We start from the raw sequence: 23,684 nt of genomic DNA, 5'->3' as shown, positions 1-23,684 counted from the left end.
GGGTTTTCTGGTTCGATACAGCCATTATTGGCATAACTACCCCAGAAAATAAAGGGGCAAGTTTAATGGATTGGGCTATAAACTCAAGCTTTCTAGTTTATTAAAGATTTATTTTAATTTAATCAACCCAGAATCAGCTTCAAGCTTTCTTTTAAAAAAAATTATTATTTTATATAACAATTTTTATAAAAATGGTTACAATAAGCAAAAAAATAAAATAGAAGTGTCTGCAACGGTAAAAAAGTTACCCCCACTGATCACCCCAGATCAAAGAGAGTTAGGAGTCTTGACCAAGGGTTTCCCTGGGTAAAATTTTGATGAATATTAAATCTTTCCGGTGTAATTGAGGAATTTTTTCAAAAAAACACTAAGCAATTGTACGGATTATTTTCAGGAAAAACCTTTAAAAATCTCAGGATCAAAATCAAAGGAGTTAAATGTTAATTTTTGCAAAATTCTCTGAATCACACTGGAAAGTAGAAAGTGAAAAGTGGAACGGGTGTCCCGCCCGTCAAAAGTCTTCAAAAGTCAAAAGTTTCAGGAAAACAGGCAAGATGCCTGTTCCACGAGATGAGCGATCGCCAATCAGTTAAAATTAAAATCAAGACTGATAATGCTGATAGCCATGAAGATTTTACAAGACTATACGATTGTTACCCGTCCTGATGATAACGGAACGTTTGTTGCTTATGTTCCAGCAATTTTGGGTTGTCATGCTTGGGGAAAAAGCTCACAAGAAGCTTTATCTGAATTAGTTTATGTTTTTGAAATGATTCAGGAAGAATATCAAGACAAAGGAGAGACATTACCGGAAGATGTTGAGTTGGTGGTTGCTAATGCCAGCTAAAGTTAAAGAGTTAGAAAAAGTTGCCCGAATATTAGGGTTTGAAAAAGTTAGACAGAAAGGAAGTCATGCTCGTTGGCAACATCCAGATGGACGAGCAACAACAATCCCGATTCATGGGAATGCTGAAATAGGTGGTTGGCTGTTGTCCCAAATTTTGAAGCAAATGGGAATTACTGAAACAGAATTTAATCAATTTAGAAAGTAGCTTAATCATCTGATAACTAAGTTAGGGCGGGAAAACCCCGCCCCTACTGGGATTAAGGGGTATAAGTAACACCAAAATAAATTCCATCATCTTGAATATTATTGCCTCGATCATCGATACCAATGAGGGGAAGACCATAATCAAGGCGGAGATTTAACCCGGAAACTGGTTGCCAAATTACGCCTAATCCTGCACCTGCTAAAAAGGTTTTACCAATAATCCGGTTGGGATTTCTGTCATTGTTCCAAACCCCACCAAAATCAATAAAGGGCGCTAGTTGAAATACAGGTTCAGAGTCTTGATTTCGATCTAGGGTAATTCGATCTTCGAGGGAAATCCGAAAGCCATTATCTCCAGCCCGGACGTTTTGACGATATCCTCTTAAAGATAAAGCTCCTCCAATCACAAATTGCTGGGAAGGAAATAACGGATCAGCCGATAGTTGAATATCGCCTTGAGCAATTAATAAATTATCTTCCCCTAGTCGTTGTACCCGTTGGACTTGACCTAACCAACTCAAAAAGGAAGCATTGGGTGTGCCGACATCCGTAGCGCCGAGAATATCTAAACCCAGGTTAAATTGCGATCGCAAAGCCCAAGCCCCTTCCGTATCTCGAATCACATAATCTTGTCCAAACTTCAAAACACTGGTGCGCGTATACCCATTACTATCTGGCCCGGATGCAAAAGGTTCTCCGTTATTATCTAAAAGGGTTTGACTATCTTGATACGCAAAGCCAAAAGATAAAGCTAATTCAGCGATGGGGTTACGGATAATTGGCTGACGATAACTGATTTCATAGCGTTGAGATTTTCCTTCAATATTCAACGCATCAAAGGGATCTTGAATAATGCGGTTTTGGTAAGGTTGGACTCGCAATTGTATAGTTCCGTTCATGGGGTTGATGGGAATGCTATACAAGGCGTCGATAATATCCGATTCACCATCCGCAATTAAACGAGTCGTATTGTAGGATAGTCCCAGAAAGTCTCCCCGACCTGTTAGGTTAAGATGACGCACACTAATTCCCATGCGTTCAGAACCGATGCTTGGGGGGGAATAGTTATCAATATTGAGACTCACCCCGAAAGGCGGTGCTTCTACCACTCGAACAATCAGAATACTTTGGCCTTCTTGGGTTCCCGCCCTTAAACTAGCTTCTACACTTTCAAATAAGGGATTAATGCGTAACAGTCGCAATTGATCTTCTAAGGAGGCCGTACTCAGGGGTTTTTCCGCGCCTAAACGAATGCGACTGGTGATATAGGACGGATGGAGGCGTTTGATTCCTTCAACTTCAATATTTTCTAAAGTTCCTTCAATGACCTGAATCTCGACAATGCCATTGTTAATCGTTTGTTCAGGAACAATTGCCCTAGAGGTAATGTAACCTCGTTCTAAATAAATCGCTGTAATTTTATCGGCGAGTTCCCGTAGTTCCGTCAGAGTCACAGAACGATTTTCTAGGGGGGTAACTAAGGTTTGAAGTTCCTCTGAAGTGAGAATTGTGCTACCTGTAACGTTAATTTTTTGAACGGGAATGGGGGTTTCATCTGTGGGTGGGTTCGGCGTTGGGCTAGGAGTGGGAGTGGGTTGTAACTCTGGGTTATTGGGGGGTTCCGGTTTAGGCGGAATAGGAGGTCGTGGTAAAAATCGATCTTTGTTGGGATCGGGTTGGGGAACTTGGGGCGGAATATTAATTGATCCGCCTTGGGCCAAAGTCGGACAATTTTGGCGATCGCACAACTCCCCAGTCGCAGCAAAGGAACGAGTTTGAGAAAGACCTTGACGAGAAAATAGGGATAAAACCAGCAATAGGGTACTGGTTAAAATCACTCCACACTGACGAAAATGAATCAGATTTTCACTCCTACCCATAAAATGCCTACTTTTGGTGAACGATGGGGTTGGTGGCTAACTAGGTTAAGTTTAGTTTAGATTAGAAAACAGGCAACAGTGAATAGGAGCGGAATTGAATACGGTCGAGATTAATGCAGACAACCCCCAAAAAATCGGGTTTCTGAAAAAAATATCTTGATTTTTCTCTCTAAAATTAGAGTCAAAAACTCGGTTTTTAGAGAGGGACTGAATTAATTGATTTGAATTTTTAAAATAGGCGCATCAAGAATTGTCTGAGCTTTATTTTTTTCATTTTGAGTTTCTTTTAAAGCCGGATCAAAACCAATAGATTGTAAGAGTTGATTCCATTGATTTTTAATCGCTACATCTCTGGATTGTTCTAATCGTAAGCTGGCTAAAGTTGCAATTGTTTCATACCAAAGTCCCTGTTGAACATAGAGTTTAAGCTTTTCTAAGGGATCTTGAGTTTGCTCTAATTGACGTTTTTGATCATTCGTTAAAGTGGCTAAATTAATCCATCCACTTACAAGAATATCTTTTGAAGAATCACTGACATCACATTTAATAGTCAGATACCAGCGATAATTTTTATCGTCTTCTAAAGTAATAAATTTAGAGTTAGGAGACCATTGAATTCCCACAATTCCAGGGCGATCAATATTGAGGGTAAAGGTGGTTTTATATAGGGTTTTATCGATTTCATCGGTAATTTCAAATTCAGTTACCTTTTGATCGAGTGTCCCTGGAATATAAAGAAAAAAGGCAGGTTGTTTTGACGCTGTGCGCCCCATTGTAGACTCTGGGATTAAGGCAGTCACTGGACTGGGACAATCTCCACCCCGAGTTCCGCCCCCTTCCCGACGCCCCGGTACACCCCGTTGAGGTGGGGTAAAGGCATTCCAATTCGTAAAGGGTGAATGACCCGTGGGCGAGGAGGGTTCAGAGTTCTGAGCCTTGTCCCCCTGTCTAGGAGTGATTCCCTGCTGTTCATCTCCCCCAAGAGGAGGTAAAGATGCTGAATGGGCGATGGGTACAATTAAACTATTGCCCAAAATGATTTGCAACAGTAACGTTAGTCCAAGTGTTGCACGGTGGAGGAAAAACATTGGCCTAGCCATAATCAATGAAGCTCACCGATTAGCAGAGTAGCATTTCTTGACAGAACTATTGTATCCAATGTTCCTGCGAAAGTTGTCAAAATCTGTGCTTAATCTTAAATGTTTGAGGCGAAATCGGATTTGAGGAAACGGTTGGTTTTGTTTCCGATGGTTAATCTGAAGTTTGACCTCATACACGCACTAAAGATCGTTATTTTATCACCATGACAATTTCTATGAATCTTAACTCACCAACTTTGGGGCAAAATACGGGTTTTAAACCCCGGACAATTCGACCGATGGGGGTTTCTGCTTTATATGGGTTAATTGGGGTAGGAAATTCCTTATTTGCCGTTGATACCTTACGCGGATTTTTACTTAAAATTGACCCCAAAACCGATAATGCAACGGTGGTTAATCCTGATTTAACGTTAGCATTTAGAGATGTTACAGGGTTAGCGGTCTGGGAAAATACCCTTTGGTTTACTCGCGGTCGAGAAGTTTATTATTGTCCCCAAGTGATTGCAGGGAATTCTATTGTTAATCTTGAGCCTCTATTGTTTCTGGAATTACCTTATGCTGTCACCGGAATTGCGGTTTGGGAATCTACCCTTTATTTAGCTTGTGATCGACTGGCTTCTATCTTAGTTTATAGTCGCAATACCCGACAGGAAATTACGCGCTTCCATTCCCCAGGAATTGGAGTAGAAAATCTCACGATTAAAAATGAGGAATTATGGGTTTGTGATCGAGAAGAACAAACGGTATATTGTTTAGAACGGGGAACGGGAGAAACGCGATTTAGTGTGTTAACACCGTTTGAATCTCCCACGGGATTAACCTTTTATACTGATCCTGAAACGGGTGAGGAAGTTCTTTATGTTGCCTATGCTGGGGATGAGCTTTATATTCGAGATAATCCCAGTTCCTATGAACAATTTCAATTAGCAAAACGCGATCGCACGTTTATCCATCCTCTCTATTTTCATTATAACGAATCCGAGCATTATGCTACATCTAATGGCTATTTGATCGAAATGTCTTATGTAGAAGAGTTAGAACCGTTAGATGCCGTTTACATTGAAGATTTAGAATGGCGAATTGCTTTACCGTCTAATACGAAACGGCAAAAAGTTGTGGAAGTGTCTTATATTGGGATTCCCTTTAGGGAAGAAATTGAAGAGGGGGAAAAAGTCGCGGTTTTCAGATTTAATCCGTTAACTTCAACAGAACGTTTAATTTTTGGTTGGAAAGCGTTGTTAGAAGTTAGAAGTATTAAATATCAAATTAATCCTCGTCAGGTGGAAAATATTCCTCGTTTGTCACCGGATTTTCCCCAAAAATATTTAGTTGATGATGATCATTTAGCCATGAATACGGCTATTGTTCAAGAAGCCGCCCAAGCTGCGATTCGCAATGAAACTAATTTTTTACGGCAACTTTTAAGTATTCGCAATTATGTTTATGATCAGTTATCCTATAGTCTGACTTCTAAGATTGAAAATCCTGATGTGGTTTTGAAGCGAGGGATTGGTTCCTGTGGGGAATATGTAGGAGTTTTATTAGCTTTAGCCCGATTAAATGGCATTGCTTGCCGCACCATTGGACGGTATAAATGTCCGCAGTTTGCTGACCGTCGAGGGGTTTCTTTAGAACCTGAATATAATCATGTTTGGTTGGAATTTTATATTCCGGGTTTCGGTTGGGTTCCCATGGAATCTAACCCGGATGATATTCAAGAAGGGGGGCCCTATCCGTTGCGGTTTTTTATGGGTTTAGCTTGGTATCATATTGAAATTGGCAAAGGAATCCGCTTTCAACGATTAACCAATCAAGGGGTTGATGTTGACCGAGAAAAAGTCTCTGTGGGTACTTTAGCAATTAATCATGTTCGGTTTACTATTTTAGATGAGTTACCTGCGGTTTAAACAGTACAAACTCGGTTTCTCGGTTGTAGAAGGGGTGATGATCAATGAATTGATGTCATCTCTCCTACCTTTTCAATTAAAATGGATAAAAACTGCTTTTTGAATTGACCTATGGAAGTTTTACAACAGTTGACAATTGTTGATATTTTGGTATTGGTTGCTTTCTCTCTGCTGATTATTTTTACGGGGGGTGTAATTTATTTAACTCTCGCAGAATGGCGCGATCGCAGACGCAGAGAAGAAGAAAAACGTCTACGGTAAGTCAGTTATCAGTAGAGACGTGCCATGGCACGTCTGTACCAGTTATCAGTTATCAGTTCTATATTTTAATGAAATAAATGAATATTAAAATACAAGATTGCTAAATAACTAATCAGCCAAGCCCCTAAACTTAATTTAATCGTAGTATCTTGAATTAAAATGCGGCTGGGTTCTTCTCCTTCAGCTAAAACTGTAACTAACCATTTATAGTGCATTACGGCATAATAAACAATCGGGACGGTAATGACTAAAGAAGGATTTTTACCCGATGTTATTGTAAATAAAGCATAACACATAATGGTCATTGTTGCTGTGCTATTGAGAAGAGAATCTAAATAAGGTAAGGTGTATTGAGAGAGAACTGGACGTTGTTGGTTTTTTCTTCCTCGTTGATAAAATAAGTGCAAATAAGAGCGTTCTAACGGTGCTGATTTTTCATGTTCTGGAGGTATATTTTCAGACTCTAAACTGTCTTGATGGTTTTGAAAATGCAAGAGAGATAAAAGTTCAGAACGTCGCTTAGAAAACCCTAAAAATAGAGTTAGAAAAAAGGTACATAAAACAATCCAAGCCGTTGGCATATCTCCTAACGCATAGATTCCTGCTAATAGCCTTAACACAAACCCAAAGGCAATGCAATTCACATCAAATAAAGCTATATTTTTAAGTCTGAGAGAATAAGCAATATTATTAATGGCGTAAAGTAAAACACAAATTAATGTGGGAATTCCTAACGAATAAGCACCTAAAAACGAAAGCGTTGCTAAACAAAATGCGATCGCTAACCCCAGTTTAACTGAAACTTGACCACTCGCAAGGGGACGATACTTTTTTTTCGGATGCAGGCGATCGCGTTCTCGATCTTGAATATCATTAAAAATATAAATGGCTGATGCCATTGCTGAGAAGAAAATTACCGTTAATCCTGATAGCAAAATGCTCTGGGGTTGTAATAGTCTACCACCAAACAAAAGTCCGGCTAAACAGAATAAATTTTTTGTCCATTGGTGGGGACGAAGAAGTTTGATTAGGGGGGGAAGGGTTTTAGATTGAGTCGATACAAATAAAGGATCAGTGGTATCAGAAATTGTCTCTAATACAGAAGTAGAATCACCTGAATAATAATCTTGATTTGCTGGTTTCATGAATCCTTTAACTCCTCACAGCTTACTTTAATGGTTTTTTATTTCAACGAGACATAATAACAATTCCAGCCACAATCAAGCTTAATCCTATCATTTGATTGATTCCAAACCGTTCTCCTAAAAATAAACTTCCCATGAATGCAACTAAGCTAAAACCAATAGCAGCAAAGACAGGATAAGCAATGGAAACGGGTAAGCGATCTAAGGCTTTAGCAAAGACAATTAAGTTAATTCCATAGACGAGGATTGCAGCAATAAACCAAGGAGATAATAATAGAGTCAGTAAACTGGGATCAGGGGCTTCTAGTCGGGATTTTTTTAGTAATAAATTGCCAATTCCCGTGTTCATAGCCGCAATTAAAACTAAACTCCATGAAATCCAATTAGCTGAGTTAATATTGTTCACGATTTGTTATTCAAATAGCTAAGTTAATCATTGTTAAAAATTAGTTTAGGAGAGTTGTTTTAACACCCAAAGTAATTTTTCTTTGACGGGGCGACGATGGGCTGAACCTGCTTTTTCCGCTTGCAGTTGATTATAGTTCTTTTGGAACCAATCATAACTTTCTCGGAACATTTCATCATTAGAATATTTGGGTTTCCAGCCGAGTTTTAGCAGAGGATCAACATCAAAATAAAATTCTTTGTGATAGGTTAAATAATGCCAAGGGGCGAGAGGACTTAACCCCATCCAGTCTAATAGTTGTAAAGTTCCAATTGTTAGTCCAGTGGGTAAACTTTTAACTTGAGATTTTGTTCCTGCATATTCAATTAAATGTTCTAATCCTTCTCGTAACGTGCCAAAACGATCGGTTCCGACATTATAGATTCCGGGTTGACCTAAATCAAGAGCAAGAAGATAGGCATCCATCAAATCATGAGCATGAACAAACTGAAATTTAACGTTACCACTTCCAATCACATAAACATTCTTTCCTTCTTGAATCCATTCAAATAATATCTGAAAAATCCCTAATCTTCCTTCGCCTAAAATAGTTCGGGGACGAATCACAATTAAGGGTAAACCACCTTGATCACAAATCTCTCTAACCGCTAATTCTCCAGCTAATTTTGCCCGTCCATAAATCTCAACAGCTTTTGTCGGGGTATCGTTGGTAATCGGACATTCAGCCTCTCCAAATAAAGCACTAGAACTCATGTGAATAAAACTTTTGACTCCGGCTTTTACGGCTTCTTCGGCGGCGATTTTGCTTCCTTCAACGTTGACCTCCCAGAATTTATTACCGGATTTTGTTAAGGGAACTAAAGCCACATTATGATGAACAATATCAATTCCTTCCATCGCTTTTGCAACCCCAGTGCGATCGCAAATATCACAGTTAATAAATTCAATTTCTGGGGGACGGGTCGGATCTTCCCAAATATCTAAAATTTTAACGTCTTCTCCCCGTTCATATAATCGACGCGCAATTAAATTTCCTAAAAACCCTGATCCCCCCGTAATTAAGTGCTTCATAAAGTTCTGTTTGTCCTCAACACCATTTGTTTTTTCGTATCATAAACGAAAGTTACCCATTCGTAAAGGTTAAACTCTAGGAACTTGATTAAAATAGTAAGTCGATACTAAGTTTATTTTTTTAGGTTGACAATTTAGAAGAAACCTTCCATACATAAAATCTAATTAAATCATACACTAAAGCCCCCCACTCGTAAACTAAATTAGCGGGCAAATAATGATAAAATAAAAGACGAAATGGCATTCTTCGATAGGCGAGTTCAGGATAAGAAGTAATAACTTCTTGGACGTTATAGCCACAGAGTTTAAACATTAACTGACTTCGTAAAGCATGGGGTTTATTACAATATAAAATAACATCATCTAATGGCCATTTTTCTTGCTGTTCTAACCATTTTCTTAATAATCTAGCATTATCAAAAGTATCCAAATAGGGACGATCTTTAACATTCTCAGGAACAATAACTTGGAGTTCAGGACGATAATGTAAAAGATATTTTGCAGCACACTGTTCTTCTGATTCAGGACAATCAAAGGAATTACCCGGAGAAATAAAGACTTTTTCCTCAACAGAAACCTGCTTTAAAACTTGTTGTAAAACTGCTTCAAAATAATTGGATAAAAAGTAGTATTGGGCGAAATCTTCCCGATAAACTAATCCTTCTGTTACGACAATATGGCTAACCATGATTAATCTAATCCTCCATAATTTTCAAAAATCCAGGTTAAGCTTCTTCGCATTCCTTCTTCTAAGGAAATTGTAGGGTGATACCCTAATTCTCGTTGAGCTTTAGCCACAGAACAAGCAATGGTTTTATTCATTTCTGAGAGAACATGAATTTTTTGATGATAGAATCCTAGAGCTTGTAATGTTCCATCTACCACGAAAGCAACTTCACTGGCTAATCCCGGTAATTTTAAGCGTTTATGGCTACAAGATTGGTTAAATTCTGTTTCTAATAATCGTTCAATGGTATCAATAATTTCATTCATAGAGTAGGGACGTTCATCGGCTATCCAATAAATTTCTCCATTGGCTTTTTCAGTAATTGCGGCTAATAATAATCCTTGACAAAGATTATCGACATAAGCCATTGACCGGAGATTATTCCCATCTCCAACAATCGGCCCTTTTCCATCTCGAATCATTTTAAAAAAGAGGGTTTGGCGTTGAGGTTGATGGAGGCCATAAAACCAAGGAGGACGGATAACAACGGTTTCAATTTCTCCCTGTTGCTGATAGTTTTTAACTTCTAATTCCATCAGCATTTTTGAACGTCCATAGTTCATATAGGGATGATAGGGAGAGATTTCATCGAATAAATGATCAGGATGGGGATTACAACCACAGGGAGAATTGGAAGAGACAATAATCGCTCGTTTTACACCTCTACAAATGGCAGAATTTAATAGATTTTTAGTTCCTTCTACATTAATTTGATAAAAGTCTGATACTTTTTGCGGGTGAATAATTCCAGCCGTATGAAATAAAATAGCATTTTCGGCATTTTCACAAAAGCGATCGCAATCTTGGGGGTTTCTTAAGTCCCCTTGATAAACTTCAATTTGATCTGAGATCTTTTGCAATAGGGTTATATCTTGATTGGGTAAAATTAAACACCGAATTTTCAAGTTATTTTGAGGTTGATTTAAGGGTTCAAAATCGGGTAATCCTTTAACCAAAGATTCGACTAAACGAATCCCTAACCATCCTAATGCACCTGTTACTAAAATAAGGTTAGTTTTTAATTCCATAACTTTATTATTCTTTATTATGGTTATAGTTTAGCATTAATTAGGGATATAAGAGCTAAAAAAAGTAATTTTTTCTAAATTTTATTTAAGAATTTTAGCGCATTTCGACGAGCGATCGCCATAATTGAACCTTGAGGATTGACCCCTGGTGCGGTACACAGTAAACTAGCATCAGCAATATATAAATTATTGAATCCATGAACTTTTCCAAAGGAATTAACGGCACATTTTTGTAAATTTTCTCCCATTGGACAGGAGGAAAAAACATGAACGGTCATTAGATTTGTTTGTTTTATCGGCAATTGTTCTGCTATTGTAGTTAAATCTTGGGGATGGGTCAAGGGAGAAGTATTAGAAATACTAGGATAGAGAATTTTAGCATCCGCTTCAAACAATAATAACGCTAATTTTTGTAAGGCTTCTGATAAATCTTTTAAATCTTGAGAAGTTAGTTTATAGCGAACTAAAGGATCATTATAAAAGGGAATATTTCTGACTGTCCCAAAACTTTCCCCAGTAATCATAGCATAATAAATTGCCATGTTTTGCCAATGTTTTTTAACGGTTTCTGTATATTGAGGATGGTCAGTCATTCCCACCGATAAATAAGGGGGAGAACTAATCGAACATCCGAAACTAAATCGAGGAAAAAATTCTTTGACTTGATGAACAGGAACCCCCATATCTAAGGCGTTAATTTCTTGATCAAATTGAGCAATTATTTTAACGGTTGGGTGCATTTTTAAGGAGTTTCCAATATTATTTTTAATTCCGCTTCGTCTTAATAACGCTGGAGTTTGAATTGCACCACAACAAACAAATACGGTTTCGGCTTGAATTTTAATCGGATTTTCTGGGATATTATTCCCTTGACGAGTTCCTGTTAAAATCCAAGTTTTATCTGTTTCTTTAAGGGTTTTAATCCGAGTGTTTGCTAAGAGTTTACAGCCAGCTTTTAAAGCTCTAGGAATAAAGGTTTTCGTCATAGATTGTCGAGTTCCTTTGGGAACGGAAGTTTCATCAGATTCTTCATAACGAAACCATCGAGGAACTTCTAAAGATTGCCAACCTAAACGCATCGCACCTTCGTGTAATTTTAAAGATGCGGTTGGAGCTTTCCCCGGTAAATAACAGACGTTAACCGCTTGTTCACAGGCTTCAAAATGAGGGATTAAATCAGCTTCTGTTAAAGCATCTACTTCAAATTCTGTGCGCCATTGTTCTAAAATATTCAAGGGTGTTCGATGATAAAGTCCGCTATTAATTTCACTTCCTCCTCCGACACATCGACCTTCAACATATTGAATTTTGGGTTGACCAAAGGCTGCGGTTAACCCCCCATTTCGGTATTTTTGTACCATTTCTTCAACGGAAAAGGGTTGACAGGATTCTAAGGGTAAATCGTCGCCTTCTTCTATTAATAAAACATCCCGTCCGGCTTCAGCTAATAAACAGGCGGTAATTGCTCCCCCAGGGCCAGAACCAATGATAGCAATTTCAACTTTTAAATCACATTCTGAAGCTTGAAGCATAATATTAATAATCAGTTACTTGATGAATGAATTGACTCAGATTGCCAATATAATACCACTAGACTTTCATAAAATCGCATCACATCTCGACAAATTTGGTAGGGTGAATTTTTCCAAGTTTCAACTTGAAGTTTACGAATAGATGGGGACTGACAATGAAAGAAGGAACCTCGACGAAGCAAACCCCAAAAATCAAAAATTAACGTTAATAAAAATAAGGGAAATTGTAGATAATCAGGCATTCGATTCTGTTGTTCTAAAACAAACTTAACAACAGAATTATGGGGAAATTTTAGGGGAGTACAATCGGCTGGAAAACGCTGATCAATTAAAGAATAACACAACGCAGAGACAGTATTCACAAACAGTTGTTGAATCATAGTTGACAATCCGGCTTACTTCATTTAAGATCTGGCAATGTTTTTATGATAATCTCGAATGAACCTGCGTGCGCCATCTATTTCTACTCACATTCCTTTAATTATTTTATATCTAATCCCTCCCTTGGCAACGGCTTCGTTTATTCTTTATTATGGAGTCGATGTCCCTTATCATGATCAATGGATATTACCTAATTTATTTGAGAAATTTAAAACCGGAACTTTACAATTTATTGATTTATTTAATTTACATAATTATCATCGATTAGTTTTCCCTAAATTAATTTTTTTGAGCTTAGGTTTAACGTCAGATTGGAATATTTATGCAGAGCTAATTTGCAGCTTTTTACTAGCAATTCTAACCTTTTTATGTCTTTATCAACTCTCCAAACTCACGAACCCTGCTCAACAAGATAACTTGTTTCATCTGACAAACCTGCTAACCAGTTTAGTGTTTTTTTCTTGGATTCAATATCAAAATTGGCTTTGGGGATTTCAAGTTGCTATATTTTTAATTAATTTTTGTACTATTTTTGCTTGTTTATTATTGTCTTATCCTAAGTTTTTATCGACTAAATGGCAATATATTGGCTCGGCTATTTTATGTGGAATCGCTAGTTTTTCTTCGGCTCAAGGTTTAGCATCTTGGCTGGCTTTAATTCCCTGCGTTTTAGGGTTAGAAGGAAATTTGACTCAAAAGCGAAAGCGTCTCTTCGTTTGGATTTTATTATTTTTAATTTCTGTATATCTTTATTTCCTAGGTTATCAACCCGATGAAGCGTTAAAAAATGATGCGTTTAAAAATAATCCTGATTTAGCTCAAAATCCTACTTTATTTTTAATTCATTTTCTATTTAATATTATTGCTTCTCCCTTAATAGGTTCCCTGCAATGGTCTTGGATTTTGGGTTTGATCATCCTTTGCTATTTCTTTTATCTCCTCTATGAACTGTTAATTAAAAATCCTCATCTCTATTCTTTAACCTTTCCTTGGATATCCATTGGGTTATTTGGCTTGCTTTCAAGTGTTCTGATTGCCAAGGGACGCTATTATTTAGGCTCCGATTATGCTATTTTACAAGGTTCTCGCTTTACCACTCATACTTTATTATTATTCGTCGCTATCTTTCAACTGAGTTTGATTTGGGTTCGCTTCAAACTTTCTGCTTTAGACTTATTAAAGAATCAGGTAATTAATACTGTCCTAACCTATGGTGTGTTAGTCGGTATTGTAGGGATTTTAACAATATTGAGAGGGGAATATGCTGTTATTCAAGCAACGGATTTAAGTTTTTTCTTAAAGAGTGGTCAAACCTGTTTAACACTCATTGATTATCTGGAAGATTCTCCTTTTCTGAACACTTCAGTAGACAGTTGTTTAGTCAGAATTTATCCTGATGCTTCCTTTTTAAGACAGGAGGTAAAAAAACTAAAAAACTTACAATTAAGAACTTTTGCTGAAACAGTTCCTTTTGTATCTGACCCTAATTTAAAATATGGGTATCTTCATCCTTTACCCAATAATGAGCCTTTAGTCATTCGGCGCAAAATGCCGATGAGTTTAAGCGGGTGGGCAATTCTCCCAGATTCCCAACAACAACCTAATCTTATTTTTCTGTCCTATAATAATCAAAAATCCTTTTTTGCGAATGCTTATATTACAGTGGCTAGACCTGATATTGCTGAATTATTAAAATCAAAATCCTATACAAGAGCCGGATGGCAAATTGTTTTTTCAGGGGAATCTCTTCCTGTAGGCGAGAACAAGATTAAAGCCTGGGTTTATGATCCCAAACGTCAACAATTTATTCAATTAAATGGGGAAATTTCTGTAACCGTTAAACCCAAAAAGAAACCCTAAACCCTTAAAATAGAAAACAATAGAATTATTAGAAAAATATTTACCCGTTATGAAACCAGAAAATGAAATTATTTTAATCGGAGGCGGTTTAATCGGATTATCCCTAGCCGTTGAGTTAAAATTACGAGGGGCAACGGTAACCGTTCTAAGTCGAAATCAACAGGAAGCAGCAGGTTTAGTCGGGGCTGGAATGTTAGCTCCCCAAGCCGAACAAATTCCTCCTGGCCCCATGCTAGACTTATGTTTACGTAGTCGCGCCCTCTATAACGACTGGACACGCAAACTGGAGAAACTCACAGGATTAGAAACTGGATATTGGCCCTGTGGGATTTTAGCCCCCGTTTATGAACGTCCCGACTCTACGACCTTACCCCAAACCCCAGATACACCGAGTTACTGGCTAGAACGAGAAGCGATTTTACAGCAGCAGCCGGGGTTAGGGGATGACGTTGTGGGGGGGTGGTGGTTTCCCCAGGATGGTCAAGTGGATAACCGTCGGGGGTTAGTCAAAACCTTGTACAGGGCGGCTCAGGAATTAGGCGTTAAAATTATAGAAGAAATCACAGTCAAAACCTTAGTAACTTCCCCAGAAAAGGTAACGGAAATTATCACCAATCAAGGAAATTTTAGCGCCGATCATTATATTTTAACAACGGGAGCTTGGGCTGGAGACTTATTATCCATTCCCGTGTATCCCCGCAAGGGACAAATGTTATCCGTTCGAGTTCCTGATGATTTTGAACCCTTACCTTTAAAACAAGTTTTATTCGGTTCTAATATTTATATTGTCCCCCGTCGAGATGGTTTAATTGTGATTGGCGCGACATCAGAAGACGTGGGATTTACCTGCGGTTTAACCCCCAATGGTATTGAAACCTTACTCTCAGGAGCGATACGATTATATCCGATTTTAAAAGAGTTTCCCATTCAAGAATTTTGGTGGGGATTTCGACCGGAAACGCCTGATTTATTACCCCTATTAGGGCCGAGTTATTGGGACAATTTAACCTTAGCCGTCGGTCATTATCGCAATGGAATTTTATTGGCTCCGGTTACGGCTGAATTAATTTCTAATTGGGTTTTAGACGGACAATATGATCCTTTATTCGAGCAGTTTAGAAGCGATCGCTTTCACCCCTAAAATCTAAAATTATCAGATATATAGAAAGCTGAAACCCTTTCACTTCTTACTGTTTGCTGTTCGCTGTTCCCTGTTCCCTGTTCCCTGTTCCCTGCTATAAAATCCTTATGAAATGGGTCTATGAAAATTGGGATTTAGAAACCGACCTAGGGTTTATCATCCAGTGGATTTTTGTCACCCTAGCGGGATTTTTAGTCAGTTTAATTTGGATAGAAATTGGAGAAAGACCTGATTTAGGAGCTTTAGAAGGAGCCGTTGGCGGATTAATTATTAGTGTGTCTCAATGGTTTGTTCTCAAAGACCATATTTCCCAGAGTTGGCGATGGATTTTTGTCCATGTTTTAATCTGGACAATCATTGGGTTAACTCCCATAGGACTCTTGGGTTGGGTCATTCCCCGAACCTTAAATCTCACCCCTCGAATTGTTTATGGTGTAATCGAGGGAGCCAAATTAGGACTTTGTTTAAGCATTGGACAATGGTGGGTCTTACGCACCGAAGTCTTGAAACCCTGGCGATGGATTATAGCTAGTGTACTGTCGTGGGGGATAGCATTACCCATCGGTTGGATGTTTGGGGGAATTTTACGTCAGGGGACAAGTTTTTTTCTGGGAGATGTGTTGGGTTTAGTCCTGGTTTGGACAATCGTTGCAGGGATGACAGGAATCGCACTAACTCGGTTATTGTGGTATCCTGTTAGATCGGGTAATTGGTAGGAAGCATCAATTGTTTACGAAGATCAACCTCCGTTGTCTCTTCCGTGTGATTGGGAAAGAATGGCTCAGAGGAAACTCCAGGTGAAGTTAAAACTTCCACGGAATACACTGGTTCCGACTGATGCTCCTGTTGCTGGGATGAGTGATGCACCTCTATTCCTCCAGTAAAAATCAATTCTGTCGGATCAGGTTGAATATTTAAGAGAATTTTGGGCCCCGATATCGCTAAGTGAATTACTTGTCCATCCACTAAGGGAACTTGTTGAACCGCTTGTCCATTAACATAGGTTCCATTGGTTCCCAGATTCACAACAACCCAATCTTCACTTTGGCGACGAATCTCGACATGATACCGAGACACAACCGCACTATAGAGAACAACATCATTCTTGAGCGATCGCCCAATCCGAATCACATTGTCCTTTTTAAAGACCCAACTGCGGACAGGAATCGATTGGAGAGGATGTAATAATGTTAGTTTAATCACATTGGCAAAATCTAACAATCAACAGCTACGCCCTAAACTTATTTTAAATGGGAAATCTCAGATTTTGGATGGGGATATAGGGCGATTAAGGATTAAGGTTTCCCCCGAATCAAACATTCAGGAGAACTCACTCCCCCCACCATCCAAAAATCCTGGCTTTCAAAAGCTCTCGTGCAGTTGGGCATTCATTGATAACGGGTAAATTTGCTGTTTTGTACTGAACGACCCTCTACCCTCTGCCCCTGTACTCTGAGTTCTGAATCCTCTAGGACAGTTGAAAAATAAACGAAACTAAATCTCCTTTTCCTAAAGAAATGCGATCGCCGGGTCTTAACCGATGTCGATTTCCTTTGGGAAGAGAGATATTATTAATATAAGTGCCATTTGAACTGCCCACATCTTCAATATAGTACGCATCGCCCTCCATCCGAATATCAGCATGGGTGCGAGAAACAATTTCTGAGTTGGGAAATCCCGAAACATCAACATCCGGGGGCACTAAATCATTAGGTTTTCCTAAATGAATCACCGAGACATTTTGAGGTAATTCTACAGTGGCATTGGTTTGAACATGAATCAGCTTCGCCGCCTGTCGCTGTAACTGAGTCGCAGCCGCCTGGAAAGCTTGAGCTATATTAGCTGGGGGTTCCGCAACCGTCACGACAGGAACTACAGCCGGAGGAGTCGTGAGCGTCGCATCAGGAACAGCCGGAGATTTTTCTAAATTCGGCCCGGAACTGATCACCGGTTGAGGCTGAGGTTCAGCGATGGGTTCATCAGGAGGGGTAACCAAAGTCGGAATTAAGCCTTCGTTTTCACCTGAATTCGTTGGGGTAGATGTAGGCTGTAAATTCGACCCACATTGACCACAAAAAGCCGCATCCGTTTGTACCGTCGCCCCACAATGGGGACAACTCGTCATCGAAGGCAAAGGCGTATAACAAGCTTCACATTGCGTCGCGCCTTCTGGATTTTGATAATTACAATTGGGACAAACAATCATGGATTTTGATGGAAAAATTTGAGTGAGATTAAGGGTTCAGATGCTTAATTTTGGCAAATTTTAAGTTAAATTGGCTCCTGCTGCGGCATCTAATAACCACCATAATTCCCCAACCGGTTGAATCAGTCGGCTAGGGTAGGCGATCGCATCGGCTTCCGAGGCAAACACCTGGGCCAAAGGTTCCTGTTTATTTGCCCCCGTAACCAAAAACATCACACAGCGAGCGTGATTAATCAGGGGTACGGTAAAGGTAATCCGAGGTTGACCGTCTTTATTGCCAACGGTAATCAAGCGATCTTGAACGGTTAAGGCTTCGGTATGGGGAAATAACGATGCCGTGTGAGCATCATCCCCCATCCCCAATAAAACCACATCAAAAACGGGGAATTCTCCGGCATTGAGATGAAAAAACTGCTCTAATTCCCGATTGTAGGTTTCGGCATCAACCTTGGGGTCGTTAGCTGCCGTTGGCATCGGATGAAGATGAGTGGGGGGGAAATTAACTTGATCTAGCCAAGCTTGTCGCGCCATGCGTTGGTTACTGTCGGGATGATCAGACCGAACATAACGTTCATCTCCCCAAAAGACATGAATTTTATCCCAAGGTAACGCTTGTTGAGCTAACGCTTCATATAACGGTTTAGGGGTGCTCCCTCCTGCTAAAGCGATTGTAAATTGATCCCGACTTTGAAGCGCGTCTTTAATTTTAACCAGAAGAATATCTAAAGCTCGCTGAGTGATTTCTTCTTTATTCGCTAGAATTTCTATAAATTTTTCCATTAGGGTAGCCTCAAAGGTTAATTTAGGCATCAAAGCAACAGGCTACAATAATGATAAGAGGTTTTGTCCGTTCGCGGTTGAGGTTTANCATCCCCTGACTTCCCCTGTTCCTTTCAAAGCAGCAATAAGCTGTCTGTAAGCTATGTCTATTTATAAACGACTTCCTGAATTGATTCGTACTGTGGGAGAAGAATTGCAGTTTCTTTTACAACCTCGTATTTGGGGTTCTGTCAGTGTGGTGGTGGTGGTGGGAATTTTCTTTTGGCAGTTTTCCGAACACCCCGAATGGTTTAGTTTGGATCAAGAATCAACCCTTGATTCTGGTAACTCCGCGAGTCAACTTACCCCAGAAGAACAATCAATTGCGGCGGATATTGATAGTTCTAAAGTGTTATTAGATGAGTTAAATCACAATAATTCATTCCTTGCACCTTTAAATACAACGATTTCACTCGGAACAGACTTATTTAAACAAGCTCAGGAAGCTGCTAAAAAGCCGGAATCCTCCTCGAATTCCAATCCTCTCGTAGACGCTATCCTCTCAGAATCAGCCCCCAAAACTCAACCCTCAATATCGGTACAGGGGAATACTTCAACTCCTGTTAACAATCTGAATTCAGGTTCTGGTAATCCTTCAACTCCTACCGAGTCCAATCCTAACATCGGTTTAAATCAATCCGCAGAAACAACCAACCCCCAAACGACAACCACGGCTTTACAACAAGCGATGCAGAACTATCTGCAAACCCAGCAGACCGAAAATAAAGATCTGGCTGTACCCTCTAACACAGCGACTGAATCCTCACCAACCTCAGAAGTCCAAGAAACCAAGCCATCAACACTTTCACCAAATACCCTAACAAATCCCAACGCCGCGTTAAATCCCCTCTCAGGAACACCAGTAGGTGTGACACCCTTTACAGCTACTCCCACCATTACAGGACAGGCGATTCAACCGAGTTGGAGTGTTCCCAGAGCCAATACTAATCCTGTGGTGGGTACAGTTCCCCTTCCCGCTCCAAATCCCTACCAAACCAACGTGACCCTGCCTCCGGTTGTTCCTACCGTGCCCACAGTAACACCTGGAACAGCCCCCAACCCTGGATATTCTAACCTCAATTCACTTCCGATAAATAACACTGCACCCTCCTATTCCGTCACGCCGAATACAGGGAGTTACAGCACGGTTCAACCCGTTCAACCGAATAGTTACATGACCCCCAGTAATATGAATCCCAACCTACAACCGGGTCAAATTGGTCAAACCCAACCTAATTTTTCTGTTCCCAATCGTGTTCCAGGTCGTTATATTGGAGGGGGGGAAATTAATACGTTTGCCAATCCTTAGTTACTAATTAAATGGATGATAGCGTTAAAATCAGCGTCGCACTCTGGGGCAGTGGGCTAAAGTTTTGCTGTCAATCTTTAACTTCTCTAACTTTAAAACCTGAAATTTTACTTTGGTGTGATTTAATTCCTGATTTATGGGATAATAAGAATGATAAAGATCATTTATGATAATTGCTAATCACAAAAAATATGCTGACGCGGATCTATGTTAATAACTTTAGATGCCTAGTCAATTTTGAATTGACATTAGATAGCTTAAATCTCTTTCTAGGTTCAAATGGTTCGGGAAAAACTACTGTTTTTGATGTTTTAAGAAAACTACAAAAATTTATTATAGGTGATCAAGCTTTCCAACAAGATTATAAAGTATCAGATTTGTTTAAAAACAATGATTTAACAAGATGGCAAAAATCCCAGATTCAAAAATTTGAATTGGATATTCAAGGAAATGGTGGCATTTATAAATATACCCTAGAGATCGAACATCAAGGAGAGTATGCACCTCCTAGAATGCGACTAGAAAGCTTAACTTTTGACGGACAACCTCTATTTAATTTCTGGGTTGATGCGGGCGATAGAGGTATGCCTGTAGGTCAAGCTAGGCTTTATAATGACGATCCTAATCGTGAAGGTGCTTTTTTACCGTTTTTTGATTGGTCGCGTTCTGGTATTGGTTTTATTTATGAAAGACCTGACAATCAAAAGCTGACCTGGTTCAAAAAAAGGATTGCTAACTTTTTTATTGTCGAGATCAACCCTTTTGTCATGGAATCAGAAAGCCGTCAGGAGGCAAGTTTGCCGACTTGGGATATGTCAAACTATGCAGCTTGGTACAGCTATTTATCTCAGGAATCTCAAGGTAAAATACTTAAACTAACGCTGGAATTACAAAATATTATCAAGGGATTTGATTCATTTCAAAATCCTAAATCTGGTGATGTTAGGATTTTATCAGCATCTTTTACCCGTCCTAGCAAAACTACTTATCGACTTAATGAATTATCGCAAGGTCAAAAAGTTTTGATTGCGCTATATACCTTAATATATTGTTCTCCTGATGAGAATTTTACGTTGTGTATTGATGAACCCGAAAATTTCCTAGCTTTACCGGAAATAAGACCTTGGTGGGATCAGGTGATGGAGTATTGTGTTAACAATGAAGCACAAGTAATGTTAATTTCTCATCACCCATCATTAATTAATTACTTAGCAAGCAATTCAGGTTATTGGTTTGAACGAGAAGATAATGAAACTGTCCGCGTACAGCGAATTACTGATAATAAAGAAGGTTTATCAGTTGCTAAACTTATAGAACTTGGATGGATTTATGACGAGTAGATATTATGATTTACCAGAAGTAACTATTCTCTGTGAAGATATTGACCAAGAGCGATTTATTAGAGAATATTTGATCTGTCGGGGATTTAACAAGCGCAAAATTAAAGACTTTGGCAATCCTAAAGGGCAAACAATTAAGAATAACAATGCTTTGATTGTCAGGTATTATCCAAAGCTTATTAACAGTTATAGAAGTCGTAACTATAGAAATATTGCTGTAGTAGTGATGATTGATGCTGATAACGATACCCTATCTCATAGAATGCGTTCTTTACATATAGCATTAGACGAAACAGCAGGTAAGTTAAACCAAGATCCTCGAAAATCTGGTGATAAAGTTGCTATTTTTGTACCAGCTCGAAATATTGAAACGTGGTTTCGTTATATTAATAGCTATCCGTCAAGTCATCACTGTGATGAGATGACTGATTATAAAGATAAAACAATGAGTCCAGAAGAGAGGATTGAATTAGCGGAAAGATCAGCTAGAATATTGGCTAGAGAAATATGTCCTCAAGGAGTCGATGCTATTGCTTTGCCTTCTCTACGTTATGCTTGTAGGGAGTTGCAAAGGTTATGGTTGTAAATTTGGAGATCAGCATCATGTTTCTACTTAGAAGCACGAACTAATAAAAAACTTGCAATTCCAATACCTAAAAATGTTGGCAACCAAGCCGCGAAAAAGGGAGTGAGAATTTCTTTTTGACCCAAGGCTCCGGTGATAAACGAGAGTAAATAATATCCGAAAATCACGATAACGCTAATCCCGAAACTGGTCGCTCGGCTGGTACTTTGGGGTCTACTGCCTAATGCTACCCCCAATAACGCAAAGACTACACAGGAGAATGGGAGAGCATATTTTTGTTGAATTCTAACCTTGGTTTTAACAATTCTTTGTTGATCACCGCTCAATTTCATTAACTTTAAATAATCTTGAGCTTGAGCAATATTCATCTCATCAAAATCTCGTTTTTTGGACGCTAAATCCATTGGAGTGCGAGAGAGTTTAAGCTGTTTATGATCAAATCGAACAATATTACGATAAGAACCATCGGGATTAACAATATACACCGTACCATTAAAGAAATCCCAAGTATTTTGGGCGAAATTCCAATTGGCAGATTTGGAAGAAATAATTTGAGTTAATTCCGGTTGAGAACGATCTAAAATCGTCACTTCCAACATTTGACCGCGATCAAATTTTTCAGCATAAAACAATCGCACTAAGCGACTAAATTTTTTATCTGTTCCTTCAATTTTTATTTTCTCATATTCGGGATAAAAAATATTATCTTCCTGAATGGGAAGGTTGCCTTCATTTAACGCTTGTTCATAGGTGACAGAGGCTTGATAATTAGCAGCCGGAACAATCACTTCATTAAACGCAAACGTTAAACCTGTAATCAAAAAACTAAAGATTAAAGTTGGTATTAGTAACCGATATAAACTAATTCCACAACTTCTGAGAGCAATTAATTCACTATCACTGGATAAACGGCCATAAACCATTAATGCACTTAAAATCATCGCCATCGGAAAGGCTAAAACGATGAATTCCGGCATTTTTAAGAGAAAAATCTGAACAGCAATGGAAACCGCCATCCCCGATTCTGCCACTTGTCGAACTAGGTCAAAAACCGTTCCCACCGTGAGGGCAACGGAGCTAAATAATCCGACTCCAAAGACAAAGGGCGGAATGATTTCTTGGATTAAATATCGATCTAAAATTGAGAGATAGGGCAGGAAAATTTTACCTGAACCCAACGGTTTAAAAAGAGTAATTTTCATAGTTGAAAACTGTCACCAAGATAATACTGCCGCACTAGGGGATTATTGTAGAGTTCTTCGGCGGTTCCCGATGCAAAAATTTGTCCATCCCGCATAATATAGGCTCGGTCTGTAATCGCTAAGGTTTCTCGGACGTTATGATCCGTAATTAAGATTCCCAGATTGCGAGTGCGTAATTGAGCGACGATTTCTTGAATTTCAGAAACCGCAATCGGGTCAACTCCGGCAAAGGGTTCATCTAAGAGTAAAAACTGAGGCAATTCTAACCCCGCCGCTAAGGAACGAGCTAATTCTGTGCGTCGTCGTTCTCCTCCAGAAACTTGATAGCCTAAAGTGGAGGCAACTTTTTCTAAACGAAACTCCCGCAACAGAGTATGCAGACGTTTTTGCCATAAATGACGCGGAACACGAGTTTCCTGCAAAACCAATAAAATATTATCCCTGACACTGAGATGGCGAAAAATACTGGCTTGTTGAGTTAAATAACCAATGCCTAACCGGGCGCGTTGATGAATGGGTAAATGGGTAATATCAAGTTCATTGAGATAAACATTTCCTTGGGTTGGTTTTTCTAACCCCGTTGCAATATAAAATGTCGTGGTTTTTCCGGCACCATTTGGCCCTAATAATCCCACAATTTCCCCTTGAGAAACGGAGAGATTAACTCGACTGACAACGGTGCGTTTACGGTAAGATTTGTGAATATTCTCCAGCACTATTTTCATAACGGGG

Annotated in this window: 26 protein-coding genes; 12 read left to right on the top strand and 14 right to left on the bottom strand. The window is 39.1% G+C overall.

The window, feature by feature from the left end:
* Nucleotides 1-70: 70 nt before the first annotated feature.
* From PL9214_RS21235 to PL9214_RS21225, 3 genes are all read left to right on the top strand, one after another.
* Nucleotides 71-310, top strand: coding sequence for a hypothetical protein (locus PL9214_RS21235; RefSeq protein WP_072720731.1), 240 nt, complete (start codon nt 71-73; stop codon nt 308-310).
* Nucleotides 311-613: 303 nt separating this feature from the next.
* Entirely contained in the window at nt 614-847 is a 234-nt protein-coding gene (locus PL9214_RS21230) for a type II toxin-antitoxin system HicB family antitoxin (protein ID WP_245824325.1), read from the top strand.
* The gene (locus PL9214_RS21225) at nt 837-1,052 is read left to right on the top strand and encodes a type II toxin-antitoxin system HicA family toxin (RefSeq protein ID WP_072720729.1); all 216 of its coding nucleotides are present in this window, start codon (nt 837-839) and stop codon (nt 1,050-1,052) included. Before PL9214_RS21230 ends, PL9214_RS21225 begins: the two co-directional genes overlap by 11 nt.
* Nucleotides 1,053-1,104: 52 nt before the next feature.
* Here PL9214_RS21225 and PL9214_RS21220 read toward each other — a convergent pair whose 3' ends face one another.
* Entirely contained in the window at nt 1,105-2,931 is a 1,827-nt protein-coding gene (locus PL9214_RS21220; protein ID WP_072720728.1) for a ShlB/FhaC/HecB family hemolysin secretion/activation protein, read from the bottom strand.
* 212 nt (nt 2,932-3,143) lie between these two features.
* Complete coding sequence (locus PL9214_RS21215) at nt 3,144-4,031, bottom strand: DUF928 domain-containing protein (RefSeq protein WP_083580119.1); 888 nt, start codon at nt 4,029-4,031, stop codon at nt 3,144-3,146.
* Nucleotides 4,032-4,246: 215 nt separating this feature from the next.
* Here PL9214_RS21215 and PL9214_RS21210 point away from each other — a divergent pair, with 215 nt between their 5' ends.
* Both PL9214_RS21210 and PL9214_RS31510 read left to right on the top strand, forming a co-directional pair.
* On the top strand, nt 4,247-5,938 hold the full coding sequence (locus tag PL9214_RS21210) for a transglutaminase-like domain-containing protein (protein WP_072720726.1): 1,692 nt from the start codon (nt 4,247-4,249) through the stop codon (nt 5,936-5,938).
* Nucleotides 5,939-6,049: 111 nt separating this feature from the next.
* Entirely contained in the window at nt 6,050-6,199 is a 150-nt protein-coding gene (locus PL9214_RS31510; RefSeq protein WP_186440431.1) for a hypothetical protein, read from the top strand.
* Nucleotides 6,200-6,264: 65 nt separating this feature from the next.
* Here PL9214_RS31510 and PL9214_RS21205 read toward each other — a convergent pair whose 3' ends face one another.
* From PL9214_RS21205 to PL9214_RS21175, 7 genes are all read right to left on the bottom strand, one after another.
* The gene (locus tag PL9214_RS21205) at nt 6,265-7,344 is read right to left on the bottom strand and encodes a UbiA prenyltransferase family protein (RefSeq protein ID WP_083580118.1); all 1,080 of its coding nucleotides are present in this window, start codon (nt 7,342-7,344) and stop codon (nt 6,265-6,267) included.
* A gap of 43 nt (nt 7,345-7,387) precedes the next feature.
* Complete coding sequence (locus PL9214_RS21200; protein WP_245824323.1) at nt 7,388-7,750, bottom strand: DMT family transporter; 363 nt, start codon at nt 7,748-7,750, stop codon at nt 7,388-7,390.
* Between the two features lie 45 nt (nt 7,751-7,795).
* Nucleotides 7,796-8,821 (bottom strand): NAD-dependent epimerase/dehydratase family protein, encoded by a 1,026-nt coding sequence (locus PL9214_RS21195; RefSeq protein ID WP_072720725.1) that lies wholly within the window; start codon nt 8,819-8,821, stop codon nt 7,796-7,798.
* A 121-nt stretch (nt 8,822-8,942) separates the two neighbouring features.
* Nucleotides 8,943-9,509, bottom strand: coding sequence for a YdcF family protein (locus tag PL9214_RS21190; protein ID WP_072720724.1), 567 nt, complete (start codon nt 9,507-9,509; stop codon nt 8,943-8,945).
* A gap of 2 nt (nt 9,510-9,511) precedes the next feature.
* Nucleotides 9,512-10,576, bottom strand: coding sequence for an NAD-dependent epimerase/dehydratase family protein (locus PL9214_RS21185; RefSeq protein ID WP_072720723.1), 1,065 nt, complete (start codon nt 10,574-10,576; stop codon nt 9,512-9,514).
* Nucleotides 10,577-10,650: 74 nt separating this feature from the next.
* A complete protein-coding gene (locus PL9214_RS21180; RefSeq protein WP_072720722.1) occupies nt 10,651-12,108 on the bottom strand; it encodes a GMC family oxidoreductase in 1,458 nt (485 codons plus the stop codon).
* An 11-nt stretch (nt 12,109-12,119) separates the two neighbouring features.
* The gene (locus PL9214_RS21175) at nt 12,120-12,488 is read right to left on the bottom strand and encodes a hypothetical protein (RefSeq protein ID WP_072720721.1); all 369 of its coding nucleotides are present in this window, start codon (nt 12,486-12,488) and stop codon (nt 12,120-12,122) included.
* Between the two features lie 58 nt (nt 12,489-12,546).
* Between PL9214_RS21175 and PL9214_RS21170 the strand changes: the two genes are divergently transcribed.
* The 3 genes from PL9214_RS21170 to PL9214_RS21160 all read left to right on the top strand — a co-directional run bounded on the left by PL9214_RS21170 (nt 12,547) and on the right by PL9214_RS21160 (nt 16,206).
* Nucleotides 12,547-14,349, top strand: a complete 1,803-nt coding sequence (locus tag PL9214_RS21170) for a hypothetical protein (RefSeq protein WP_072720720.1) — start codon at nt 12,547-12,549, stop codon at nt 14,347-14,349.
* A gap of 49 nt (nt 14,350-14,398) precedes the next feature.
* Nucleotides 14,399-15,490 (top strand): glycine oxidase ThiO, encoded by a 1,092-nt coding sequence (thiO, locus tag PL9214_RS21165; RefSeq protein ID WP_072720719.1) that lies wholly within the window; start codon nt 14,399-14,401, stop codon nt 15,488-15,490.
* Nucleotides 15,491-15,597: 107 nt separating this feature from the next.
* The gene (locus PL9214_RS21160) at nt 15,598-16,206 is read left to right on the top strand and encodes a hypothetical protein (RefSeq protein ID WP_072720718.1); all 609 of its coding nucleotides are present in this window, start codon (nt 15,598-15,600) and stop codon (nt 16,204-16,206) included.
* On the opposite strand, the gene PL9214_RS21155 is transcribed toward PL9214_RS21160, so the two are convergent.
* The 3 genes from PL9214_RS21155 to pgl form a co-directional block, all read right to left on the bottom strand.
* Nucleotides 16,187-16,693, bottom strand: coding sequence for an FHA domain-containing protein (locus PL9214_RS21155; protein WP_072721178.1), 507 nt, complete (start codon nt 16,691-16,693; stop codon nt 16,187-16,189). The genes PL9214_RS21160 and PL9214_RS21155 overlap by 20 nt on opposite strands.
* 265 nt (nt 16,694-16,958) lie before the next feature.
* Nucleotides 16,959-17,696: a double zinc ribbon and FHA domain-containing protein gene (locus tag PL9214_RS21150; RefSeq protein WP_072720717.1), complete on the bottom strand. Its 738-nt coding sequence runs from the start codon at nt 17,694-17,696 to the stop codon at nt 16,959-16,961.
* Between the two features lie 60 nt (nt 17,697-17,756).
* Nucleotides 17,757-18,476: a 6-phosphogluconolactonase gene (gene pgl, locus PL9214_RS21145; RefSeq protein ID WP_072721177.1), complete on the bottom strand. Its 720-nt coding sequence runs from the start codon at nt 18,474-18,476 to the stop codon at nt 17,757-17,759.
* A gap of 142 nt (nt 18,477-18,618) precedes the next feature.
* Between pgl and PL9214_RS21140 the strand changes: the two genes are divergently transcribed.
* From PL9214_RS21140 to PL9214_RS21130, 4 genes are read left to right on the top strand one after another with little or no spacing between them, the layout of a single operon-like run.
* The gene (locus PL9214_RS21140; RefSeq protein WP_072720716.1) at nt 18,619-19,824 is read left to right on the top strand and encodes a hypothetical protein; all 1,206 of its coding nucleotides are present in this window, start codon (nt 18,619-18,621) and stop codon (nt 19,822-19,824) included.
* A gap of 11 nt (nt 19,825-19,835) precedes the next feature.
* Nucleotides 19,836-19,994 (top strand): hypothetical protein, encoded by a 159-nt coding sequence (locus PL9214_RS31985; RefSeq protein WP_222425265.1) that lies wholly within the window; start codon nt 19,836-19,838, stop codon nt 19,992-19,994.
* 21 nt (nt 19,995-20,015) lie between these two features.
* Entirely contained in the window at nt 20,016-21,164 is a 1,149-nt protein-coding gene (locus tag PL9214_RS21135) for an AAA family ATPase (RefSeq protein ID WP_072720715.1), read from the top strand.
* Nucleotides 21,154-21,750 (top strand): hypothetical protein, encoded by a 597-nt coding sequence (locus PL9214_RS21130; RefSeq protein WP_072720714.1) that lies wholly within the window; start codon nt 21,154-21,156, stop codon nt 21,748-21,750. Before PL9214_RS21135 ends, PL9214_RS21130 begins: the two co-directional genes overlap by 11 nt.
* A gap of 23 nt (nt 21,751-21,773) precedes the next feature.
* On the opposite strand, the gene PL9214_RS21125 is transcribed toward PL9214_RS21130, so the two are convergent.
* Nucleotides 21,774-22,952, bottom strand: coding sequence for an LptF/LptG family permease (locus tag PL9214_RS21125; protein ID WP_072720713.1), 1,179 nt, complete (start codon nt 22,950-22,952; stop codon nt 21,774-21,776).
* Entirely contained in the window at nt 22,949-23,677 is a 729-nt protein-coding gene (lptB, locus tag PL9214_RS21120) for an LPS export ABC transporter ATP-binding protein (RefSeq protein WP_072720712.1), read from the bottom strand. Before lptB ends, PL9214_RS21125 begins: the two co-directional genes overlap by 4 nt.
* Nucleotides 23,678-23,684 lie beyond the last annotated feature (7 nt).

Origin of the sequence: Planktothrix tepida PCC 9214 (assembly GCF_900009145.1) — a bacterium.
In the GTDB taxonomy this organism is placed as follows: domain Bacteria; phylum Cyanobacteriota; class Cyanobacteriia; order Cyanobacteriales; family Microcoleaceae; genus Planktothrix; species Planktothrix tepida.
This window is presented reverse-complemented; position numbering and strand designations above follow the sequence as displayed.

Coding starts and splice junctions, on each gene's coding strand:
- PL9214_RS31510 (WP_186440431.1), top strand. CDS start 6,050: ATGGAAGTTTTACAACAGTTGACAATTGTTGATATTTTGGTATTGGTT.
- PL9214_RS21185 (WP_072720723.1), bottom strand. CDS start 10,576: ATGGAATTAAAAACTAACCTTATTTTAGTAACAGGTGCATTAGGATGG.
- PL9214_RS21215 (WP_083580119.1), bottom strand. CDS start 4,031: ATGGCTAGGCCAATGTTTTTCCTCCACCGTGCAACACTTGGACTAACG.
- PL9214_RS21175 (WP_072720721.1), bottom strand. CDS start 12,488: ATGATTCAACAACTGTTTGTGAATACTGTCTCTGCGTTGTGTTATTCT.
- PL9214_RS21205 (WP_083580118.1), bottom strand. CDS start 7,344: ATGAAACCAGCAAATCAAGATTATTATTCAGGTGATTCTACTTCTGTA.
- thiO (WP_072720719.1), top strand. CDS start 14,399: ATGAAACCAGAAAATGAAATTATTTTAATCGGAGGCGGTTTAATCGGA.
- PL9214_RS21195 (WP_072720725.1), bottom strand. CDS start 8,821: ATGAAGCACTTAATTACGGGGGGATCAGGGTTTTTAGGAAATTTAATT.
- PL9214_RS21140 (WP_072720716.1), top strand. CDS start 18,619: ATGTCTATTTATAAACGACTTCCTGAATTGATTCGTACTGTGGGAGAA.
- PL9214_RS21225 (WP_072720729.1), top strand. CDS start 837: ATGCCAGCTAAAGTTAAAGAGTTAGAAAAAGTTGCCCGAATATTAGGG.
- PL9214_RS21130 (WP_072720714.1), top strand. CDS start 21,154: ATGACGAGTAGATATTATGATTTACCAGAAGTAACTATTCTCTGTGAA.
- PL9214_RS21180 (WP_072720722.1), bottom strand. CDS start 12,108: ATGCTTCAAGCTTCAGAATGTGATTTAAAAGTTGAAATTGCTATCATT.
- PL9214_RS21220 (WP_072720728.1), bottom strand. CDS start 2,931: ATGGGTAGGAGTGAAAATCTGATTCATTTTCGTCAGTGTGGAGTGATT.
- PL9214_RS21160 (WP_072720718.1), top strand. CDS start 15,598: ATGAAATGGGTCTATGAAAATTGGGATTTAGAAACCGACCTAGGGTTT.
- PL9214_RS21210 (WP_072720726.1), top strand. CDS start 4,247: ATGAATCTTAACTCACCAACTTTGGGGCAAAATACGGGTTTTAAACCC.
- PL9214_RS21170 (WP_072720720.1), top strand. CDS start 12,547: ATGAACCTGCGTGCGCCATCTATTTCTACTCACATTCCTTTAATTATT.
- pgl (WP_072721177.1), bottom strand. CDS start 18,476: ATGGAAAAATTTATAGAAATTCTAGCGAATAAAGAAGAAATCACTCAG.
- PL9214_RS21135 (WP_072720715.1), top strand. CDS start 20,016: ATGCTGACGCGGATCTATGTTAATAACTTTAGATGCCTAGTCAATTTT.
- PL9214_RS21125 (WP_072720713.1), bottom strand. CDS start 22,952: ATGAAAATTACTCTTTTTAAACCGTTGGGTTCAGGTAAAATTTTCCTG.
- PL9214_RS31985 (WP_222425265.1), top strand. CDS start 19,836: ATGGATGATAGCGTTAAAATCAGCGTCGCACTCTGGGGCAGTGGGCTA.
- lptB (WP_072720712.1), bottom strand. CDS start 23,677: ATGAAAATAGTGCTGGAGAATATTCACAAATCTTACCGTAAACGCACC.
- PL9214_RS21190 (WP_072720724.1), bottom strand. CDS start 9,509: ATGGTTAGCCATATTGTCGTAACAGAAGGATTAGTTTATCGGGAAGAT.
- PL9214_RS21230 (WP_245824325.1), top strand. CDS start 614: ATGCTGATAGCCATGAAGATTTTACAAGACTATACGATTGTTACCCGT.
- PL9214_RS21150 (WP_072720717.1), bottom strand. CDS start 17,696: ATGATTGTTTGTCCCAATTGTAATTATCAAAATCCAGAAGGCGCGACG.